General features: G+C 52.3%; 21 protein-coding genes. 8 read left to right on the forward strand and 13 right to left on the reverse strand.

Going from position 1 to position 20,016, the window contains the following annotated elements:
* Nucleotides 1–50: 50 nt before the first annotated feature.
* Genes minE through minC form a run of 3 tightly spaced genes read right to left on the reverse strand, consistent with a single transcriptional unit; the run spans nt 51 to nt 1,864 of the window.
* Nucleotides 51–317 carry a cell division topological specificity factor MinE gene (gene minE, locus OGY04_RS04510; RefSeq protein ID WP_003833739.1) on the reverse strand — a complete coding sequence of 89 codons (267 nt, stop codon included), beginning with the start codon at nt 315–317 and terminating at the stop codon, nt 51–53.
* 3 nt (nt 318–320) lie between these two features.
* A complete protein-coding gene (gene minD / locus OGY04_RS04515) occupies nt 321–1,133 on the reverse strand; it encodes a septum site-determining protein MinD (protein ID WP_003020956.1) in 813 nt (270 codons plus the stop codon).
* A 23-nt stretch (nt 1,134–1,156) separates the two neighbouring features.
* Nucleotides 1,157–1,864: a septum site-determining protein MinC gene (minC, locus tag OGY04_RS04520; RefSeq protein ID WP_003833736.1), complete on the reverse strand. Its 708-nt coding sequence runs from the start codon at nt 1,862–1,864 to the stop codon at nt 1,157–1,159.
* A gap of 126 nt (nt 1,865–1,990) precedes the next feature.
* Here minC and OGY04_RS04525 point away from each other — a divergent pair, with 126 nt between their 5' ends.
* From OGY04_RS04525 to ycgN, 3 genes are all read left to right on the forward strand, one after another.
* Nucleotides 1,991–2,284, forward strand: a complete 294-nt coding sequence (locus OGY04_RS04525; protein WP_003833735.1) for a YcgL domain-containing protein — start codon at nt 1,991–1,993, stop codon at nt 2,282–2,284.
* A 69-nt stretch (nt 2,285–2,353) separates the two neighbouring features.
* A complete protein-coding gene (locus tag OGY04_RS04530) occupies nt 2,354–3,013 on the forward strand; it encodes a fumarylacetoacetate hydrolase family protein (RefSeq protein ID WP_048235224.1) in 660 nt (219 codons plus the stop codon).
* A gap of 92 nt (nt 3,014–3,105) precedes the next feature.
* Entirely contained in the window at nt 3,106–3,552 is a 447-nt protein-coding gene (gene ycgN / locus OGY04_RS04535) for a cysteine cluster protein YcgN (protein WP_003020944.1), read from the forward strand.
* A gap of 29 nt (nt 3,553–3,581) precedes the next feature.
* Here ycgN and OGY04_RS04540 read toward each other — a convergent pair whose 3' ends face one another.
* From OGY04_RS04540 to nhaB, 3 genes are all read right to left on the reverse strand, one after another.
* Nucleotides 3,582–3,923, reverse strand: coding sequence for a TehB family protein (locus OGY04_RS04540; RefSeq protein ID WP_003020940.1), 342 nt, complete (start codon nt 3,921–3,923; stop codon nt 3,582–3,584).
* A gap of 110 nt (nt 3,924–4,033) precedes the next feature.
* Nucleotides 4,034–4,564: a disulfide bond formation protein DsbB gene (gene dsbB, locus OGY04_RS04545; protein WP_003844060.1), complete on the reverse strand. Its 531-nt coding sequence runs from the start codon at nt 4,562–4,564 to the stop codon at nt 4,034–4,036.
* A gap of 141 nt (nt 4,565–4,705) precedes the next feature.
* Nucleotides 4,706–6,250: a Na(+)/H(+) antiporter NhaB gene (nhaB, locus tag OGY04_RS04550; protein WP_008785014.1), complete on the reverse strand. Its 1,545-nt coding sequence runs from the start codon at nt 6,248–6,250 to the stop codon at nt 4,706–4,708.
* 236 nt (nt 6,251–6,486) lie between these two features.
* Here nhaB and fadR point away from each other — a divergent pair, with 236 nt between their 5' ends.
* Complete coding sequence (gene fadR, locus OGY04_RS04555; RefSeq protein ID WP_003833559.1) at nt 6,487–7,206, forward strand: fatty acid metabolism transcriptional regulator FadR; 720 nt, start codon at nt 6,487–6,489, stop codon at nt 7,204–7,206.
* A gap of 102 nt (nt 7,207–7,308) precedes the next feature.
* Here fadR and OGY04_RS04560 read toward each other — a convergent pair whose 3' ends face one another.
* Complete coding sequence (locus tag OGY04_RS04560) at nt 7,309–8,841, reverse strand: SpoVR family protein (protein WP_003833557.1); 1,533 nt, start codon at nt 8,839–8,841, stop codon at nt 7,309–7,311.
* 322 nt (nt 8,842–9,163) lie between these two features.
* On the opposite strand from OGY04_RS04560, the gene OGY04_RS04565 reads away from it, so the two are divergent.
* Together OGY04_RS04565 and dadX are read left to right on the forward strand one after the other, a co-directional pair.
* Nucleotides 9,164–10,462 carry a D-amino acid dehydrogenase gene (locus tag OGY04_RS04565; protein ID WP_003833553.1) on the forward strand — a complete coding sequence of 433 codons (1,299 nt, stop codon included), beginning with the start codon at nt 9,164–9,166 and terminating at the stop codon, nt 10,460–10,462.
* Nucleotides 10,463–10,474: 12 nt separating this feature from the next.
* Complete coding sequence (dadX, locus tag OGY04_RS04570) at nt 10,475–11,545, forward strand: catabolic alanine racemase DadX (protein ID WP_048235226.1); 1,071 nt, start codon at nt 10,475–10,477, stop codon at nt 11,543–11,545.
* A gap of 104 nt (nt 11,546–11,649) precedes the next feature.
* On the opposite strand, the gene OGY04_RS04575 is transcribed toward dadX, so the two are convergent.
* Both OGY04_RS04575 and ldcA read right to left on the reverse strand, forming a co-directional pair.
* Nucleotides 11,650–13,383, reverse strand: a complete 1,734-nt coding sequence (locus OGY04_RS04575) for a potassium/proton antiporter (protein WP_008785011.1) — start codon at nt 13,381–13,383, stop codon at nt 11,650–11,652.
* 97 nt (nt 13,384–13,480) lie between these two features.
* On the reverse strand, nt 13,481–14,395 hold the full coding sequence (gene ldcA / locus OGY04_RS04580) for a muramoyltetrapeptide carboxypeptidase (protein WP_048235227.1): 915 nt from the start codon (nt 14,393–14,395) through the stop codon (nt 13,481–13,483).
* 98 nt (nt 14,396–14,493) lie between these two features.
* Here ldcA and emtA point away from each other — a divergent pair, with 98 nt between their 5' ends.
* On the forward strand, nt 14,494–15,105 hold the full coding sequence (gene emtA / locus OGY04_RS04585; RefSeq protein ID WP_016153365.1) for a membrane-bound lytic murein transglycosylase EmtA: 612 nt from the start codon (nt 14,494–14,496) through the stop codon (nt 15,103–15,105).
* A gap of 11 nt (nt 15,106–15,116) precedes the next feature.
* Here the strand turns inward: emtA and ycgR are convergent, their stop codons facing one another.
* Nucleotides 15,117–15,851, reverse strand: a complete 735-nt coding sequence (gene ycgR, locus OGY04_RS04590; protein ID WP_286584845.1) for a flagellar brake protein YcgR — start codon at nt 15,849–15,851, stop codon at nt 15,117–15,119.
* Nucleotides 15,852–16,052: 201 nt separating this feature from the next.
* On the opposite strand from ycgR, the gene OGY04_RS04595 reads away from it, so the two are divergent.
* Nucleotides 16,053–16,307: a GlsB/YeaQ/YmgE family stress response membrane protein gene (locus OGY04_RS04595; RefSeq protein WP_048212573.1), complete on the forward strand. Its 255-nt coding sequence runs from the start codon at nt 16,053–16,055 to the stop codon at nt 16,305–16,307.
* A gap of 41 nt (nt 16,308–16,348) precedes the next feature.
* Here OGY04_RS04595 and OGY04_RS04600 read toward each other — a convergent pair whose 3' ends face one another.
* From OGY04_RS04600 to OGY04_RS04610, 3 genes are read right to left on the reverse strand one after another with little or no spacing between them, the layout of a single operon-like run.
* The gene (locus OGY04_RS04600; protein ID WP_079934748.1) at nt 16,349–18,319 is read right to left on the reverse strand and encodes a TonB-dependent receptor plug domain-containing protein; all 1,971 of its coding nucleotides are present in this window, start codon (nt 18,317–18,319) and stop codon (nt 16,349–16,351) included.
* 23 nt (nt 18,320–18,342) lie between these two features.
* Nucleotides 18,343–19,200: a ModD protein gene (modD, locus tag OGY04_RS04605; protein WP_079934749.1), complete on the reverse strand. Its 858-nt coding sequence runs from the start codon at nt 19,198–19,200 to the stop codon at nt 18,343–18,345.
* Nucleotides 19,197–20,009: a class I SAM-dependent methyltransferase gene (locus tag OGY04_RS04610; protein ID WP_032943738.1), complete on the reverse strand. Its 813-nt coding sequence runs from the start codon at nt 20,007–20,009 to the stop codon at nt 19,197–19,199. Before OGY04_RS04610 ends, modD begins: the two co-directional genes overlap by 4 nt.
* Between the last annotated feature and the right edge of the window lie 7 nt (nt 20,010–20,016).

Consider the following 20,016-nt stretch of genomic DNA (forward strand, 5'->3'; position numbering starts at 1 on the left):
AGGCAGAATAATCTGCCTTTTTCGTAACCATGATTTAGCGACAAAAGAGCTTATTTAGACTCTTCTGCTTCAGGTAATGTCACGTTAAGTTCGAGGATCGAAATATCGCCGTCTTTTTGTTCAAGTTGTACCGTGACCATTTCGGGATCAATTTGTACATACTTACAGATAACGTCGAGAATATCCTTACGCAGCTGCGGTAAATAATGTGGCTCGGCGTCACTACGACGACGTTCCGCAACAATAATCTGCAGTCGCTCTTTAGCGATGTTCGCTGTGCTCTTTTTCCGCGAGAGAAAAAAATCCAGTAATGCCATAACTTATCCTCCGAACAGGCGTTTGAGGAAACCTTTCTTCTCTTCTTCAATGAAGCGGAAAGGACGTTCTTCTCCCAACAGACGGTCTACGGTATCAGCATAGGCTTTACCGGCATCAGCATTGATGTCGAGAATAACCGGCTCACCCTGGTTAGACGCGCGCAGGACTGACTGATCTTCAGGAATCACGCCAACCAGCTTGATTCGCAGAATTTCCAGTACGTCTTCCATGCTCAGCATGTCACCTTTATTAACGCGGCCAGGGTTGTAGCGCGTCAGCAACAAATGCTCTTTAATCGGATCTTCACCGTTTTCCGCGCGACGAGATTTCGACGCCAGAATACCCAGTATACGGTCAGAGTCACGTACAGAGGAGACTTCCGGGTTGGTGGTAATAATCGCTTCATCGGCAAAATACAGGGCCATCAGCGCACCGGTTTCAATACCCGCCGGAGAGTCGCAGACGATGAAGTCGAATTCCATCGTTTTCAGATCGTCCAGAACTTTCGCGACGCCTTCACGCGTCAGCGCGTCTTTATCGCGAGTTTGTGAGGCCGGAAGAATAAAGAGATTTTCGGTACGCTTATCTTTGATTAGCGCCTGATTTAACGACGCATCGCCCTGAATAACGTTGACGAAGTCGTAAACGACGCGGCGTTCACAACCCATAATCAGATCAAGATTACGCAGGCCGATATCAAAATCAATAACGACAGTTTTCTTTCCCTTCTGGGCCAAACCTGTAGCGATGGCCGCGCTGGAGGTGGTTTTGCCAACGCCCCCTTTACCCGAAGTAACAACAATAATGCGTGCCATAGAAATTCCTTGTTAAAAAGGGATCAATTCAACGGTTGAACTGTCAAAGCGTTCTCTGCTAATTGCAGACGTGCCGCTTTGCCATAAAATTCTGCTGGGATTTTATCACTCAGCCAATAAACACCTGCGATAGACACCAGTTCTGCCGTCAGATGGGTACAAAAAATTTGCGCTTCCCGGTCACCGCTTGCGCCTGCCAACGCACGGCCTCTCATCATTCCATAAACATGAATATTGCCATCAGCGATAAGCTCTGCGCCTGCACTGACGTGGCTTGTAACAATCAGATCACATTGTGGTGCATAAATGCGCTGACCGGAACGAACCGGCACATTTATTAATCGTGTTTTTGTGATGGGAGTAACGTTTTGTGGCGGAGCGACGGGAGCCGGGGCCTCAACGGGCGCAGGACGAATAGCTTTTTCTTTACCTTCAGTCAGTAAAGGAAGACCCATTTCGTCGATTTCAGCCTTGAGTCTGGCGTCTTTGCATCCGCTAACGCCGATAATGCGCAATCCGGTAGACGCGACAACCTTCTGCAGCGCTGACCAGTTTACCGGGCTTTCAAGACCACTCACGTTAACCACTACGGGAGCATGTTTTAAAAAAGCAGGTGCCTGCGCGATTTTGTCTTCCAACGCCTGACGAATAACCTCGGGTTCTGCTTCATGTAAATGAACCACTGATAAGGTGAAGCTACTGCCTTTAAGCTCGATTGGCGTGTTTGACATCCTGGCCTTACTCAATTTGCTATTTATCATCCCCAGCGCGGGGTGATATTCCGAAGACTATAAGGCATGTTATAGTCAGTATTATATTGAGGCAAGCCACCATTCCGTGAATTCAGAGTAAAAGATATGTTTTGTGTGATCTACCGAAGCAGTAAACGTGACCAGACCTATTTATATGTCGAAAAAAAAGACGATTTCTCGCGAGTTCCTGAAGAACTGATGAAAGGATTTGGTCAGCCGACGCTGGCAATGATGTTGCCGCTTGATGGCCGTAAAAAGCTGGTTAATGCCGATCTGGAAAAAGTAAAACAGGCACTCACCGAGCAGGGCTATTATTTACAAATACCACCGCCGCCAGAAGATTTACTTAAACAGCATCTGGCTGCGACGAAACAAAATACACCAGACGATAAACGTTAAACTGCATCCGGCAGCAGCACGCCCCATCGATGCAGTACCTGAAATTGATAACTACGTTAGGGGAAAGTAATGTATCAACATCATAACTGGCATGGTGCTCTGCTGGATTATCCGGTGAGTAAGGTGGTTTGCGTAGGGAGTAACTATGCTAATCATATTAAAGAGATGGGCGGAAGTACCCCGGAAGAACCGGTGCTGTTTATTAAACCGGAAACCGCGCTGTGCGATTTACGCCAGCCGCTGGTGATCCCATCTGATATGGGTTCGGTTCACCATGAAGTTGAGCTGGCTGTTTTGATTGGCGCGACCCTACGTCAGGCGACGGAAGAACATGTGCGCAAAGCCATCGCGGGCTATGGCGTCGCGTTGGATCTGACCCTGCGTGATATTCAGGGCAAAATGAAGAAGGCGGGGCAGCCGTGGGAAAAAGCGAAGGGCTTTGATAACTCTTGCCCGCTGTCAGGGTTTATTCCGGTGGCGGAATTTAATGGTGATCCTCAGGATACGATGCTCGGGTTAACGGTTAACGGTGAGCAGCGCCAGCACGGCACCACGGCGGATATGATCCATCACATCGTTCCTTTGATTGCCTACATGAGTCGTTTCTTTACCCTCAAAGCGGGCGATGTTGTGTTGACGGGGACGCCAGCAGGAGTTGGGCCGTTAAACAGCGGTGATGAGCTGGCTATCAGTTTTCATGGTCAAACGCTGACGACACGCGTGCTGTAATCTCTTCTTGCCGCCTTTTCGGGCGGCAAAACTTGCATCAGCGTGCCAGACTGGTTATAAGGTGCAGCTTTATTGCAATAGCGGATACCCTGATGAGCGACATACCTTTCTGGCAAAGTAAAACCCTGGATGAAATGACCGATGCCGAGTGGGAGTCATTATGTGACGGGTGTGGTCAATGCTGCCTGCATAAGCTGATGGATGAAGATACCGACGAAATCTATTTTACTAACGTCGCGTGTAAGCAGCTCAATATCAAAACCTGTCAGTGCCGTAATTACGAACGCCGATTCGAGTACGAGCCTGACTGTATCAAACTGACGCGCGATAATCTGCCCACCTTTGAATGGCTGCCGATGACCTGTGCGTATCGTCTGCTAGCGGAAGGTAAAGGGCTGCCGGAGTGGCATCCACTGCTGACGGGATCAAAAGCGGCGATGCACGGTGAACGTATTTCAGTACGTCATATTGCGGTGAAAGAATCGGAAGTGCGTGACTGGCAGGATCATATTCTGAACAAACCTTCATGGGCGGACTAAACCGCCCATCGATTAGCAGGCGTTTAGGCTTAAGACTTTTTCGCCTGATACATCTCATCGCCATGGTTGTCATCTTCAACCCAGAAATTGATGTTGAATTGGGCGTCGTCGCTTAATTCAACGCGATGCCAGTACTGCGGCGGACTGGTCGCAAACTGACCGGCATTAATCACCACTTTTACTTCAGGCTCTTTTGCGTCTTCATTGGCAAAGCCGTAATACGTTACCGTACCTTCCATCACGCAAAGCTGGCCAAAAACGCCTGCAGCAGTGTTATGGTGAGAAAGAAGTGCTGCCGGGACGTTGTCTTTCGTGAAGAAGGGAGTAGAGCGTTTAACTTTCCAGTTTGCCGGGATGCGTAAATGGGACATAAGACATCTCCTTGGTGTGGCATCTATAAGATGCATTTAATATACATCTTATAGATGCCAGCAGGCAATGAATTTAAGGCAAAAAAAACGCTCCCGAAGGAGCGTCTCTGTTAGCGACCGAAGAGGTCACGTTTTTTCGGTTTGAACGGCTGTGCTATCACTACCAGCACGGCGACCACCAGGTAGGCGGCGAAGATCCCCAACAGCCACTGCGGCATTTCCAGGGTTAAAAAAGACCACTGGCGCTCAGCACAGTCACCGGACGCTAAAAACACCTGCGGCAGCCATTTGTCCAGCGGCAGCCAGCTTGGGAAGCGTGCGGCAAAATCACAGGTCATAAACGGGGATGGGTGCAGCTGAATCATGGTGTGCTCATACGCTAACTGAAGTCCGCGCCAGGCACTGTAAATCCAGATTATCATCGCCACATAGCGCAGCGGTGTTTTTGGTGCGATAGCACCCACCAGCCCTGCACCCATCACGCCAAATAATGCGCTACGTTCGTAAATACACAACACGCAAGGTTTTAGCAGCATGACGTGCTGGAACCACAGCGCGACGAGCTCCAGCGCAAAGGCGGTTAACGCCAACAATAACCATGCTCCACGACCTCGGGAGCACTGGTTTAAAAATCGCAACATAATCATTTCCCTGCAACATGCGTAGAGACCGCAGTTTAAACCAATTCACTTTATGCGCCACTAGCGGGAATTGAAAATTTGCGTAATCGGATATTTATCATGCAAAAAGTCAAACCGGGCAGTGATTTGCCCGGTTAATTGTTATGAAAGTGTAGCTAACCAGCCCGTTTGGGTCATCCACTCGGTCACCGGAACTAGCGTGAACTCGACGCAAAGCAGGCCGACGAGCGTCAGGACGAGAGTATAAGGCAGGGCCATCCACACCATGCGACCATAAGAGAGGCGAATCAACGGCGCCAGTGCAGAGGTCAGCAGGAACAGGAATGCAGCCTGGCCGTTTGGCGTGGCCACCGAAGGCAGGTTGGTCCCGGTATTGATCGCCACCGCCAACAGCTCAAATTGGTTAAGGCTGATGGTCCCATGTTCCATCGCGGCTTTGGCTTCATTGATATAAATCGTACCAACAAAAACGTTATCAGAGATCGAAGACAGCAGGCCGTTGAAGAGATAAAACAGCGTCAGTTGTGCATGTTCAGACGACTGCAACACAAACTGAATAATCGGTGAAAAGAGTTGTTGATCGATAATCACCGCGACAATAGAGAAGAACACGGTCAGCAGCGCGGTGAAGGGTAGCGACTCGGTAAAGGCCTTACCTATCGCATGTTCGTCGGTTACGCCGGTCAACGAGGTTGCCAGAATGATGACCGACAAACCGATCAATCCGACTTCTGCCAGATGCAGGGCCAAAGCAACGACCAGCCAGACGCCAATAATCGCCTGGACAATCAGTTTGATTTTGTCCTGGCGGGTACGTTGTTGGCGGCTCTGATCGTCAAACTGTTGCAGGACATCACGGACGGTCTCCGGCAGCGTTTCGCCATAGCCAAACCAGCGCAATTTCTCGACCAGTACACAGGTTAACAGGCCGCAAATCAGTACCGGGACGGTAACTGGCGACATGCGCAGGAAGAAGTCGCCAAAATGCCAGCCAGCCGCTTTGGCGATAATAAGGTTTTGTGGTTCGCCCACCATGGTCATCACGCCGCCTAACGCCGTACCGACCCCCGCGTGCATCATCAGGCTACGCAGAAAACCGCGGAACTGCTCAAGAACGACTTTATTGTGCTGATCGATATGGCTGTCATCAAGCATGTTGTTGTCTTCCGCGCGAGAAGAAGCAACGCGATGGTAGATACCATAAAACCCGACCGCAACGCTGATTACCACGGCAACGACGGTCAACGCATCGAGGAACGCAGAGAGGAAAGCGGCTGCAACACAAAAAGACAGTGACAGCAGCGTCTTGGAGCGAATAGTGAGCAGCAGACGAGTGAAAATAAACAGTAATAGCTGCTTCATAAAGTAGATGCCTGCCACCATAAACATCAGCAGCAATAACACCTCAAGGTTTGCGGCAACCTCTTCACGCACATGCGTGGCGCTGGTCATACCAATAATGACAGCTTCAATAGCCAACAGCCCGCCTGGCAGCAGTGGGTAACATTTTAACGCCATCGCCAGCGTGAAAATGAACTCGGCCACCAGCAACCAGCCGGCGATAAAAGGGTTGATGAAAAAAATAATCGGGTTAACGACTAAGAAGACAAGCAGTGCAAGTTTGTACCAGTCTGGTGATTGACCTAAAAAATTGCGCCACATAGCGCGGCCCCATGATAGCTCCATGGTGATTTCCCTACCTTTAAAAATGAAATCATGTTTTTATGTTTGACCGCAAAGCTTAGCGGGAGGAGGGGGCACAGGCAAGCTATTCACGAGACTGGTAAGGTTGGCTGTGCTGTAGCGTTATTAGGAAAATGAAGCCTTGATCCACTTTTTCTTCATTGCGTCAGCTATCAGCTAAGATACCCATCTGGTATGATGTGTGTAACTATGTTTTGCTGTGTAATGGAATTTTTACTATGGTCATTAAGGCGCAAAGCCCGGCTGGGTTCGCGGAAGAGTACATCATTGAAAGTATCTGGAATAACCGCTTCCCACCTGGCACTATTTTGCCCGCTGAACGTGAACTCTCCGAACTTATTGGGGTGACACGTACCACGCTACGCGAAGTATTGCAGCGGTTGGCGCGAGATGGCTGGTTGACCATTCAACACGGCAAACCGACGAAGGTGAATAACTTCTGGGAAACCTCCGGGCTGAATATTCTTGAAACGCTGGCGCGTCTCGATCACGAGAGTGTCCCGCAGTTGATTGATAATCTGCTGTCCGTGCGTACCAATATTTCGACGATCTTTGTTCGCACTGCGTTTCGCCAGCATCCTGATAAAGCACAGGAGGTTCTGGCGACGGCAAATCAGGTGGCCGACCACGCTGACGCATTTGCCGATCTGGACTATAACATTTTCCGCGGCCTGGCATTTGCCTCCGGCAATCCGATTTACGGTTTGATCCTCAACGGTATGAAAGGATTATATACCCGCATTGGTCGTCATTATTTTGCCAATCCGGAAGCGCGCGCGCTGGCGCTGAGCTTCTACCGTAAACTGTCAGAACTCTGCGAGCAGGGCGCTCATGAGCAGGTGTATGAAACGGTGCGTCGCTATGGTCACGACAGTGGCGAAATTTGGCATCGCATGCAAAAGAGCCTGCCGGGCGATTTGGCGATTCAGGGCCGTTAATTGCTCAAAGCCGGATGGCGACGCCAAAGCGTCTTATCCGGCCTACAATGTGTGCACTTCGTAGGCCGGTTTAGGTGTTTACACCGCCTCCGGTAATAAGATTTACAGACCGTTCATCCTTGGCGGGCAACGCTCCAACAGCTCCACGCTGCCATCTTCATTCTGTTGCTCCAGCATCACGTCAAAACCCCAAAGCCGGTGTACGTGCTTGAGCACTTCTTTGCGTCCTTTATCCAGCGGTGCGCGGTTATGCGGAATATAGCGTAAGGTGAGCGAACGATCGCCACGCAGATCGACATTCCAGATTTGAATATTCGGCTCCAGGTTGCTGAGGTTGTATTGCGACGACAACCTGTTGCGGATCTCACGATATCCTTCCTCGTTATGAATCGCAGAAATCTCCAGATAGTTGTGACGATCGTCATCCAGCACGGTGAACAGACGGAAATCACGCATCACCTTTGGCGACAGGAACTGGCTGATAAAGCTCTCATCTTTGAAATCGCGCATCGCAAAATGCAGGGTTTCCAGCCAGTCAGAACCCGCTATGTCCGGGAACCAGTATTTGTCCTCCTCGGTCGGCGACTGACAAATACGTTTGATATCCTGGAACATGGCAAATCCCAGAGCGTACGGGTTTATCCCGCTATACCACGGGCTGTTGTAGGGCGGCTGAAATACCACATTGGTATGGCTATGCAGAAACTCCAGCATAAACCGTTCGGTGACTTTACCTTCATCATAAAGGTGGTTCAGGATGGTGTAATGCCAGAAAGTGGCCCAGCCCTCGTTCATCACCTGCGTCTGTTTCTGCGGATAAAAATACTGGCTGACCTTGCGTACAATGCGTAGGACTTCGCGTTGCCAGGACTCCAGCAGCGGGGCGTTCTTCTCCATGAAGTACAGCAGGTTCTCCTGTGGCTCAGAGGGATAACGCCGGGCTTCCGCCACGGTTTTCTCTTCCTCTTTCTTCGGCAGCGTGCGCCACAACATATTCACCTGGCTTTGCAGATACTCTTCACGGCTTTTCTGACGGGCTTTCTCTTCCTGTAGGGAGATTTTTTGCGGGCGTTTGTAACGGTCAACGCCGTAGTTCATCAGCGCATGGCAGGAGTCGAGCAGCTTTTCGACTTCATCCACGCCGTAACGCTCTTCACACTGGGTAATATAGTTTCGCGCGAAGATCAGGTAATCGACAATGGAACTGGCATCCGTCCAGCTTCGGAACAGGTAGTTGTTTTTGAAAAAGGAGTTGTGTCCGTAGCAGGCATGCGCCATCACCAGCGCCTGCATGGTGATGGTGTTCTCCTCCATCAGATACGCGATACACGGATTGGAGTTGATAACAATCTCATAGGCCAGCCCCTGCTGACCATGTTTATACAAGCGCTCGGTTTCAATAAACTTTTTACCAAACGACCAGTGAGGATAGTTGATCGGCATCCCGACGCTGGAATAAGCATCCATCATCTGTTCGGAGGTGATCACCTCGATTTGGTGCGGGTAGGTATCCAGTCTGTAGAGTTTCGCCACGCGGTCTATCTCTGCCAGATAGACATCCAGCAGATCAAACGTCCAGTCGGGTCCATCGCTTAACCGTGTGCTGTCCTTGTTCATGGAATCAATCGTAGCCATTCGCGCACCCTCATTGTTGGCGGCACTCTCTGTCTGGAGTACCTCATGTCAAGCATAGATCATGGTGTTAAAAAACGTGCTGCGGCAGAAATTTTTTCTTTGCGATTTCACGTTAGCGAGGCGTCGAAAAATGGCATGGCCGCAAAATTTTATGCTGGATAAAAATAACGCACAGCAGGAGATGCCAAAGCGGAGAGTCCCCAGCTATCACCGCTATATGTGAGGTAAGTCACCATAAAAAAGCCATATGTTGAATAATATTTTCAACTGAGTTATCAAGATGTAATTAGATGATTGTTCTTTTACTGTTAACGGAGTGGCTATGCGAGTTGTCATACTGGGAAGTGGTGTCGTTGGCGTGACCAGCGCCTGGTACTTAAGTCAGGCTGGACACGATGTCACCGTCATTGATCGTGAGCCCGGTCCGGCACTGGAAACCAGTGCGGCGAACGCGGGGCAAATCTCTCCAGGTTATGCAGCACCATGGGCGGCACCAGGCGTACCGCTAAAAGCAATTAAGTGGATGTTTCAGCGGCACGCTCCGCTGGCCGTCCGTCTTGACGGAACCCAGTTCCAGTTGAAATGGATGTGGCAGATGCTGCGCAACTGCGACACCAGCCACTACATGGAAAACAAAGGACGCATGGTGCGACTGGCGGAATACAGCCGTGATTGCCTGAAAGCGCTGCGCGCCTCTACCGGTATCGAGTACGAAGGGCGCCAGGGCGGAACCCTGCAACTTTTCCGTACCGCTCAACAGTATGAGAACGCTACCCGCGACATCGCCGTGCTAGAAGATGCGGGCGTACCATATCAACTGCTGGAAGCAAACCGTTTGGCGGAAGTCGAACCCGCACTGGCGGAAGTGGCCCATAAACTGACCGGTGGTTTGCGTTTACCGAATGATGAAACCGGCGACTGCCAGCTGTTTACCCAGCGTCTGGCGCAGATGGCGGAGCAGGCAGGCGTTAAGTTTCGCTTTAATACCCCGGTCGATAAGCTGCTGAGCGATGGTGAGCAGATTTATGGCGTCCAGTGCGGCGAAGAGATAGTTAAAGCCGATGCCTATGTGATGGCGTTTGGTTCGTACTCCACGGCAATGCTGAAAGGGATCGTTGATATCCCGGTCTATCCGCTCAAAGGCTATTCGTTGACCATTCCGGTGGCGCAAGACGACGGTGCGCCGGTTTCTACTATCCTTGATGAAACCTACAAAATCGCTATTACCCGCTTTGACAATCGTATTCGCGTTGGCGGCATGGCGGAGATTGTCGGCTTTAATACAGAACTGCTACAACCTCGTCGTGAAACGCTGGAAATGGTCGTACGCGATCTCTTCCCGCGCGGCGGTCATGTGGAGCAGGCAACCTTCTGGACTGGACTGCGTCCGATGACGCCGGACGGAACGCCGGTGGTGGGGCGCACCCGCTTTAAGAATCTGCTGCTCAATACCGGCCACGGCACGCTGGGTTGGACCATGGCCTGCGGCTCCGGTCAGCTACTGAGCGATATCCTTTCTGGCCGCACGCCAGCCATACCTTATGACGATCTGAGCGTGGCGCGTTACAGTCCGGGGTTTACCCCCTCTCGTCCACGGCACTTACATGGCGCACATAACTGATAAGGACGTGAGATGACCCGCCCGATACTGGCCAGCATTGACCTGCAGGCGTTGAAACAAAATCTGACCATTACCCGCCAGGCCGCGCCGGACGCCCGCGTCTGGTCGGTGGTGAAAGCCAATGCGTATGGACACGGTATTGAACGCGTCTGGAATGCGCTGGGCACAACCGATGGTTTTGCCATGCTCAATCTTGAAGAGGCGATAACCCTACGCGAGCGCGGATGGAAAGGTCCGATACTCATGCTGGAGGGTTTTTTCCACGCCGAAGACCTGACGGTATATGACAATTATCGACTCACCACCTGTGTACACAGTAACTGGCAGCTAAAAGCATTGCAGAATGCGCGCCTGAAGGCGCCGCTCGATGTTTACCTGAAGGTGAACAGTGGTATGAACCGCCTTGGTTTTTTACCGGAAAGAGTTCCCACGGTCTGGCAACAGCTGCGGGCGATGCCCAACGTCGGTGAAATGACGCTGATGTCCCATTTTGCCGATGCAGAGCACCCGGAAGGTATCCAGGAGGCTATGACACGTATTGCGCAGGCAACTGAAGGGCTGGAGTGCAGACGATCGCTGTCGAATTCGGCAGCCACGCTGTGGCACCCCGAAGCGCATTATGACTGGGTTCGTCCGGGCATTATTTTGTATGGTGCGTCGCCTTCAGGACAATGGCGGGACATCGCTAACACCGGCCTGAAGCCAGTGATGACGCTGAGCAGTGAGATCATCGGCATACAAACGCTGAAAGCTGGCGATCGGGTGGGCTACGGTGGACGCTACACTGCCAGCGGCGAGCAGCGCATTGGCATTGTAGCGACCGGCTATGCAGACGGTTATCCACGCCATGCGCCAAGTGGTACTCCGGTGCTGGTGGACGGTGTACGTACCGGGACGGTGGGGACAGTCTCAATGGATATGTTGGCGGTAGATCTGACACCATGCCCGCAGGCAGGGATCGGGACGCCGGTAGAGCTGTGGGGCAAAGAGATTAAAATTGACGATGTGGCCACCGCCGCAGGTACGGTAGGCTACGAGTTAATGTGTTCTCTGGCGCTGCGCGTGCCAGTTGTGACGGTGTAACTTTATATAGCATTGCCTGATGCTGCTGCGTTTATCAGGCCTCCAGAGTCAGTGCATTTTGTAGGCCGGGTAAGGCGCAGCCGCCACCCGGCAAAACATCCGCTTTACTCATCCTCATCTTCAGCAACGCGAACACCGACCTTCAGCACCGCATTATCTTCCTTCTCGGCTACGGTCCAGATCATGCCAGCGAATTCCACCTGGTCACCGACGACCGGCGCGGCACCAAGCAGATGCTGGACAATTTCACCCAACGTTTGCTGCTTATCACGATACTCGGTGCCATCTTCCAGGCCATAAATCAGCGCCACATCGGCATATTTTGCGCTGGCTTCAAGAATAAAATCACCGAAGAAGCGCTGGTCTAACGACACAGGTGGCGACTGGCTGAACAGCTTGCCAAGAGCCGGGAGATCGCGCTCGCGGCCAATAACACACAATACGTCGCCTTCGCGCAGACGTGTGCTGCCGGAGGGGTGAAACAGCACGTTGTCACGAAACAGGGCGGCTATTCGCGTTTCTTCCGGCATATGCAGGTCGCGCAATGCGGCTCCTACGCACCACTTATCGGCGCTGAGCTGATAAACAAACTGCTCCCACGGGTTATCCGGATGAATATCCAGGCCAATGCGCGACACGGGCCAGCCGACGGGAGGGACCACCACTTTGGCTTTCTTAGCGGCCCAAGAAAGTGAGGTTCCCTGAAACAGCAACGAGATCAGTACCACGAAGAACGCGACGTTAAAGAACAGGCGCGCGTTCTCCAGACCCGCCATCATTGGGAAGACGGCGAGGATGATGGGTACCGCACCGCGCAGACCCACCCAACTGATGAAAATGCGTTCGCGCAGATTGAAGCCGCGAAACGGCAGCAGTCCGGCGAAAACCGAAAGTGGGCGGGCAATGAAAATCATCCACGCAGACAAAATCAGCGCAGGAACCACGATAGGCAGCAGGTCGGACGGCGTAACCAGCAGTCCGAGCACCAGGAACATGGCGATTTGCGCCAGCCAGGCCAGACCGTCGAAGTTTTGCAGAATGCCAAACCGGTTGCGAATAGGGCGATTACCCAGCAAGAAACCACACAGATAAACTGCCAGAATACCGCTGCCTTCCAGCGCAGTGGTCAGGGCAAAAATCAGGATCCCACCGCTTAACGCCAATAGCGGATACAGTCCGGCAGGCAGAGAAATGCGGTTAATCATCTGCTGGAGCATATATCCACCGCCCAGACCGATAACGATGCCTAAGCCAAACTGCTGGATAATGTGCACCGCGAACATCCAGCTTAAACCGGTTTCGTGGTTTTGGATCATGGCGATGAGCGTGATGGTCAAAAACACGGCCATCGGGTCATTACTGCCGGATTCAATTTCCAGCGTAGAGCCAACGCGTTCGTTAAGCCCCTTACCGCCAAGCAGGGAAAAGACCGCCGCGGCGTCGGTTGAACCAACAATCGCGCCAATCAGGAGTCCTTCAATAAGATCCAGATGAAACAGCCACGCGGCCATCATGCCGGTGAGTCCGGAAGTAATCAGCACACCGACCGTCGCCAACGATAGCGCCGGGCCTAACGCAACGCGAAAAGAGCTGGCCTGGGTGCGCATCCCGCCGTCGAGCAGGATAACTGCCAGTGCCAGGTTACTCACCATGTAGGCGAATGGATAGTTATCGAAAGGTATGCCGCCTATACCATCTACGCCCGCTAACATACCGATAGCGAGAAATATCACCAGGATAGGGATACCGAGGCGTGATGAGAATGAACTGAGTAAGATACTGCAGGTGACGAGAACGGAACCCAAAATAAAAAGGCTAATAATTGCTGCGGCATCCAACGTTCGGTTACTCCTGAATTACGCTGTTTCGTATTAATAAACCCTACCATAATAACGACAGAAACAGCGTTTTGCTTAGCCCCATTAGCCGCTTTTTTTACGATTTTAGTACCGGATGCCCACTTAAGGTGAGCTGAGTGCCGTTTTTATCATTTTTCAGCACCGCATTGGCTCCCAAAGGCAGGGTGACAGTGCGTTGTTCATGGCCAAAATCGAGGCCGCAGATCAACGGTACTGACAATCTGGCGCGCAGAAAATCACAAACTGAATCAAGATTGTAACCGGCATCGTAATCATTGGGTGCGCTACCGCTAAAACTGCCGAGAATAATGGCGTTTTGCTGGGCCAGTATTCCGGCGTGGTACAGCTGCAGCAGCATGCGCTCGACACGGAATGGATGCTCGTTAATGTCTTCCAGCACCAAAATGCCGTTTTTGATGGCCGGCATCCACGGTGTACCCATCAGCGAAATGATCATCGCCAGATTTCCGCCCCACAGTGTACCTTCAGTTGCGCACTGCGGACCGTCACCCTGCCATTCGAGGGTAAATTGGGCATTACGCAAAGCCTGCCAGAAATGGTGCTCGGTGAATGCGTTCATTTCTTCGGCGCCGAAGTTCGCCGCCAGCATCGGGCCGCTGAAGCTAATCACATTCCCCTGTGTCAGCAGACCACACTGGATCGCCGTAAAATCGCTGTGTCCGCACAGCAGTAGCGGATCTTGTTGCTGGCGGGCTGCCAGCCCCTGCCAGTCAATATCTTCCAGTAAACGGCTCGCGCCATAGCCGCCGCGTACCGCCATCACAACGGTATCGGGGGTTTTCAGATTAACGAGCGAGTTCACATCAGCAAGCCTTTCTGCCTCTGTCCCCGCAAAACGCTGGCAGCGGCGCGCAATGACCGCTGAATTGTCGACCTGATGACCGGCCTCAATAAGACGCGCAAGCCCACGTAAGGCAGCCTGCTGATTGATACAGTAGCCCGATGGGGCAATTAAGTGAAACCGGGACATGGCATTTCCTTGCTACAACTAAAACCAAATGTATATCATGCCGCGTAGGTATGTCGTTGTCACCTCAGCGACAGGTTCCGGCTATAAGGATAGATGACGTGAAATTGAGATGGTTTGCTTTTTTGGTTGTATTACTTGCGGGCTGTAGTTCAAAACAGGATTACAAAAACCCGCCGTGGAATGCTGAAGTTCCGGTTAAACGCGCAATGCAATGGATGCCGATCAGTGAAAAAGCCGGTGCGGCCTGGGGTGTCAGTCCACAATTGATTACCGCTATTATCGCCATTGAATCAGGCGGAAATCCGAATGCGGTCAGTAAGTCCAATGCGATTGGTCTGATGCAGTTGAAAGCCTCAACTTCAGGACGCGATGTTTATCGCCGCATGGGCTGGAGTGGAGAGCCGTCGACCAGTGAGTTGAAAAACCCCGAGCGCAATATCTCGATGGGGGCCGCATACCTGAGTATTCTCGAAACCGGGCCGCTGGCCGGGATTGAAGATCCGCAGGTGATGCAGTACGCGCTGGTAGTCTCGTACGCCAACGGTGCGGGCGCACTGTTACGCACGTTCTCATCCGACAGGAAAAAAGCGATCAATAAAATCAACGACCTCAGCCCGGATGAATTTATTGAACATGTTGCGGACAATCATCCGGCGCCGCAGGCCCCGCGCTATATCTGGAAGCTTCAACAAGCGCTGGATGTGATGTAATTCAGGTGATGCTAATCGCGCACCTTGTTCGACTTTTCCCGGGCCTCGCGTTCAAGGGAAAAAATAATCCGCTGTAAGTTCCGCTCCACCGCCGGGCCGACGTTGAGAAAACGAAAGCTCAGGCGGGGAGTGGTAATGGTTTCGTTTTTCCCATCGATAACCTTGCGTTCGCTAATGGAAATAAGTTGGGCGTCAACGTGATACACCCCCCATTGCTCCATATTTAGTTCAACCTGCGAGAAGCGCATACCTTCTGCCAACCCCTCTGGTTTTGCCACTTCTAACAGCCCGCCCATGCCGCCGAGAGACAGATCGAATAAGCGAAAATGCAGAATGCTGTTGTCCGGCATTTTTGCCGTGCAGCGATAGGGAGGATGCAGCGGAGCGCCGATGCGGAAATATTCCCGACGCTGCACAAACCACAGAGAAGGCGGCAAGGATGAAATAAAGGCCGGCAGTTGCTGATACTCACCTTTTTTCAGCTGTGGCAGGGTGAATTCTACTTTGGCTCCCTGCGTTTCGGCGATAATTGAGATCTGGCTGGCCCGCTGTACGGCCCGGTTTTCATATTCCTGGCTGCCAAAATCCATGATCAGTTCATCGGGACTGACGGTCAGAATTTTGCTGATGAACTGGCCGCCTGACCAGGAGATACGCAGTGGAACCTGCTGCGACTTCAAGTCCCGAAGTACACCTAACACCGCTAACGGATTTTGCTTCAGGAACTGCTCATTGTAGTTACTCACACCTAATGACTCCTGGATGCCTGGTTTGTCGTTGGGTTATCGGCATTAATCTACGGAACTTAATACAAATGGATGAAATTTTTTACCAAACCCAATGAATTAAGTCTGAGTGATAAAAGCATGTCGCGATGGCTTGCCTATACTTTAAGTGCTGGCGCAGGAATGTCTTGCGCGTGCGTTCACTGGAAAGAGGGCCTGAAAATGGGAATTATTGCCTGGATTATTTTTGGTCTGATTGCGGGGGTTATCGCCAAACTGATTATGCCGGGGCGTGATGGCGGTGGGTTTATCCTGACCTGTATTCTCGGTATTGTCGGTGCTGTGGTCGGTGGATGGTTGGCAACGATGTTTGGTATTGGCGGCGATGTCAGCGGATTTAATCTCCATAGCTTCCTGGTGGCCGTGGTCGGCGCGATTGTTGTGCTGGGTGTCTTCCGGCTTGTACGGCGAGATTAATCGAACGGCCCCTGTGGGGGCCGTTTCTCTATGTCGCTAAGTCAGAACTGATACTCAATCCCCGCCCAGTAATTACGGCCTTCTTCGATAAATCCTTCGCTGTACACGTATTGTGTATCGAACAGGTTATTGACCGAAGCGTTGACGCTGAACCCGTGACCAATGGCGTAGTCGGCGCGTAAATGGGTAATGGCGAAACCTGCGGCTTTCTGCGAGCCGTCGCTATTGCTATAGCTCGATGAGCGGGCCTCTTCAGACAGCGTAATGCTCAGCGGATCCCACGGTTTCAGCGTCATCCATGCGGTGAGGGTTTGCGTCGGCAAATCGGTTATTTTGCCGATGTCGCTGCGTTTGACGTCCGCATGAATCAGGCCATAGCTCAGCCCAACATCCAGCATATCAAAGACTTTACCTTTAACGCCTGCATCCAGACCGGTGTAATCCACCCGGCCGCTGTTCTGATTCTGGATGGTATCGGCATCAATATTGTGTGAAAGAATCGCATCGCTGATGCGGTTGTAATAGACGCTGGCTTCGAATCCCCAGTCTTTACCAAGTGAACCATTCCAGGTCAGATCCACGCTGCGGGCGCGTTCCGGTTTAAGCTGCGGATTGACCAGCGCCACCTGGTTATAGGCCGGTTTCGAGGTGGTGTAGCGCTCTTTCAGTGTTGGGAAACGTGTTCTGTCAGAGTAGGACAGCGCTAATGTGTCTGAATTTTCAAAGTGATATTTGGTCATCATCTGCCAGTTGAAGGCCGACTGATTGTTGTCATCATAGTGGGTGACGCTACCATTTTTTTCGTGCTTCATGCCTTCCAGACTGTCGCGCCAGTCATAGCTTATTCCCGCCACGACATCGACGTTATCCGCTGCTGCCCACTGGTATTCGCTGGCAACGGACCAGGTGCGGTCTTCGTAACGGTCGTAAGACGCATTAGGTGCGCCTTTCTCGCGGTGAACATCATCCTTCCAGTTCACCGCGAAAGAGAGCTGGTCGTTTTCACGCATATCCGCAGCGAGCTGCAGACCAGCCCCATCGCTATAGTCTGAATAATGACTGTAGCTGCCTTTTTTGTTTTTCAGATCGGCAAGCGAGTTGTACATCATCAGCGTATTTTCAAAGGTATCGCGATACAGACGGCTTTTCAGGGTGAAACGATCGCCCAGATGGGTGGTGCCCTGATAGTAATAGCTCTCTTTATCGTACTGTGGCCATTGCCAGTAGCGTGATTTCTGACTGCTGGTTCCAGCGTACGGCGGGTTATCTTTTTCACCGTCCTGATTAATATAGGTCAGCACATATTCGTCATTACCACGTGGGGTAAAGCCCAGCTTCACGATGCCGCGTTTGTCATCGGCGGAGGAGTTAATCATCTTGCCGTTGCTGCCCGCAATAGGATTGTCCACGCCGTGCGGTAAGCCAAGGAAATCCTGCTTCAACTGACTGCCGCTGAGCTGGATGTAGCCGAGATCGTTGCTGGCGCCAAATGAAGCGTGCATATCGTGGGCATTGTCTTTGCTACGACTCCAGCCCTGGCGATAGCCAATGCTGCCTTCAATCGGTTTGGTGGGCTTTTGGGTGGTGATATTGATGGCGCCGCCCATCTGGTTCGGCCCTTGTAACAGCGACGAGTAGCCTTTGGAGACTTCAACCGAAGCGATATCGGAGGTCAGAAAACGGCCTAAATCGAGGTTGCCATCATAGGGGATGTATACCGGCACGCCGTCAAAATAGACGGGAACCTGACGGCTGTCAAAACCGCGGACTTTCACCTGCTGTTCATTGCGATTGCCTGACTTTTGCAGCACGACGCCGGGGACAACGCTCAGTGCCTGCGCCACGTTTTGCTTATCCAGTTGCTGCATCGTTTCCTGGCCGAGAACCGTAGTGGTTGCGGCGGAGGCCGGACTTGACCAGACGGTCATGGTTTCGCTTTCCTGCCCAGCAAAAGCGCTGTGCGCGAAAGCAAACGACAGGGCTGTGTAAAGACAACTTTTGTTGAAATTCATTATTTTTAGTCCATTTATTAATGTTATATGCCACGTGCGTCCGGGCTCAGGCTAACTTTGATATCCGCGGGCGGAGCGTAGTAAGGCGCGGAAGTGATGAAAAGTCTGATGCCACAGTCGAGATAACTCGCCAGCGAGGCGAGGGTAATGCCGCCAGTCAGCGCCAGCGTGCAATGGGGGGCCAGAGAAGGGGCCTGGCGGACAATTTCTGTTGCTTGCTCAGGGGTAAATTTGTCGAGTTGCAGGACATCGGGCGCGGCGCGTAGCGCGGCTAATGCCTCATCTGGCGTATCTGCTTCAACCACGATCTTTTTTTCTGGCGCATGGCTGCGTAAGCGCGCAATCGCACCTGACCAGTCGTTTGGGTTGGTAAGAAAATGGCGGTGATTAGCAAACAGCAGTACCGTTTCGGCGCATCCTCCGCGATGGATAATGCCTCCCGCGGCGAGTATTGCCTGAGTCGCCAACAAACGCGTGCCGGGAATGGCTTTGCGGGTGCAGGCAATCTGCCCATCAGGATAGCGTTGGCGCAGTTGGCTCAACATGCTCTCAAGATAGCCTGAAACCCCGCAGCTCCACTCCAGGACATTTTGTACCGCTTTCCAACCCTGGTGTAGCGCCGCCGCATTCCCATGTGCGCGAATCAATCGCTGTCCTGCACTTACCTGTTCACCATCGGCCACCATGTCGCTGACGGTCAGCCCTAATGAGGTGAGCATTTGTCTGGCAACGGCGGTGCCGCTAACGCATCCGCCCTGGCGATGGTAAAACGCCATAACGCCCGGCTGTGCGCCGATCCCCAACGCGCGGGTAGTCAGATCGCCGCCCTGAATATCTTCCAGCAGCAGCGCGTCGGTTTGCGCCTGCGAAAAGTAGATCATCGCAGCGCCTCCCGCGGCACGCTGTCCCACCAGATAAGCGCCCAGTCACGGCTGGCGGGGGCAATCGTGCGTGGATCCTGCTGTTGATACCAGGTTTCCAGACGTTCGACCTCGTCGGCGCTCAGTTCACCCATACTCCAGCGCACGTTTTCCAGAAAACGCGTCCAGGTGCTGTTGTCCTGCTGGCAGTTGGGTCCGCGGATAAAATCAACATGCGCGTGGATCCCCATCTGATACAGGACATTAAGCGCATAGATATAGTTGGGAAGCTCAATCACTTCGCGGCCCAGTGCACGCTGAATGGTGGGGGAAACGAAAGATGAACTGACGAGATGAGTGGTGTAAACCCGCAGTCGGGCCTGATTATTCAGTTTGGTCATCGCCTGGCGCATATCGGCAACCAGCGTAGAGCGCGAAGCGACGGCGATATCGCACTGGGGTAAATCATCCCAGTGTTCCTCCCAGGCCCGCTGCACCCACTGCACGTGACGGGCGTTCATTTGCGCAGCGCGGCGGGCAGCTACGCTAAGCATGCCCTGGCTGTAATCTACGCCGTAAATTATTGGCATCTTTTTAGCCAACGCCAGCGAAACCGTACCGGGACCGCAGCCCATATCAAACAGCGACTCCGCCCCTTTCAGGTCGATTTTTCCCAACAGCTGTAGCAGATAGCTGTCGGTTAATGAGGCGCAATTCTCTGCCATTTTTTCCGCACGCTTATCCCAGTGCTCCGGTTTTTTCTCGGTTCTGTTCGCCAGCTGTAACTGTTTACGGTAAAGATCGGCAAAATCAATGTCGTCAATGAGCATTCTTATT

The organism is Citrobacter sp. Cpo091 (assembly GCF_030332645.1).
Classification (GTDB): Bacteria; Pseudomonadota; Gammaproteobacteria; order Enterobacterales; family Enterobacteriaceae; genus Citrobacter; species Citrobacter portucalensis.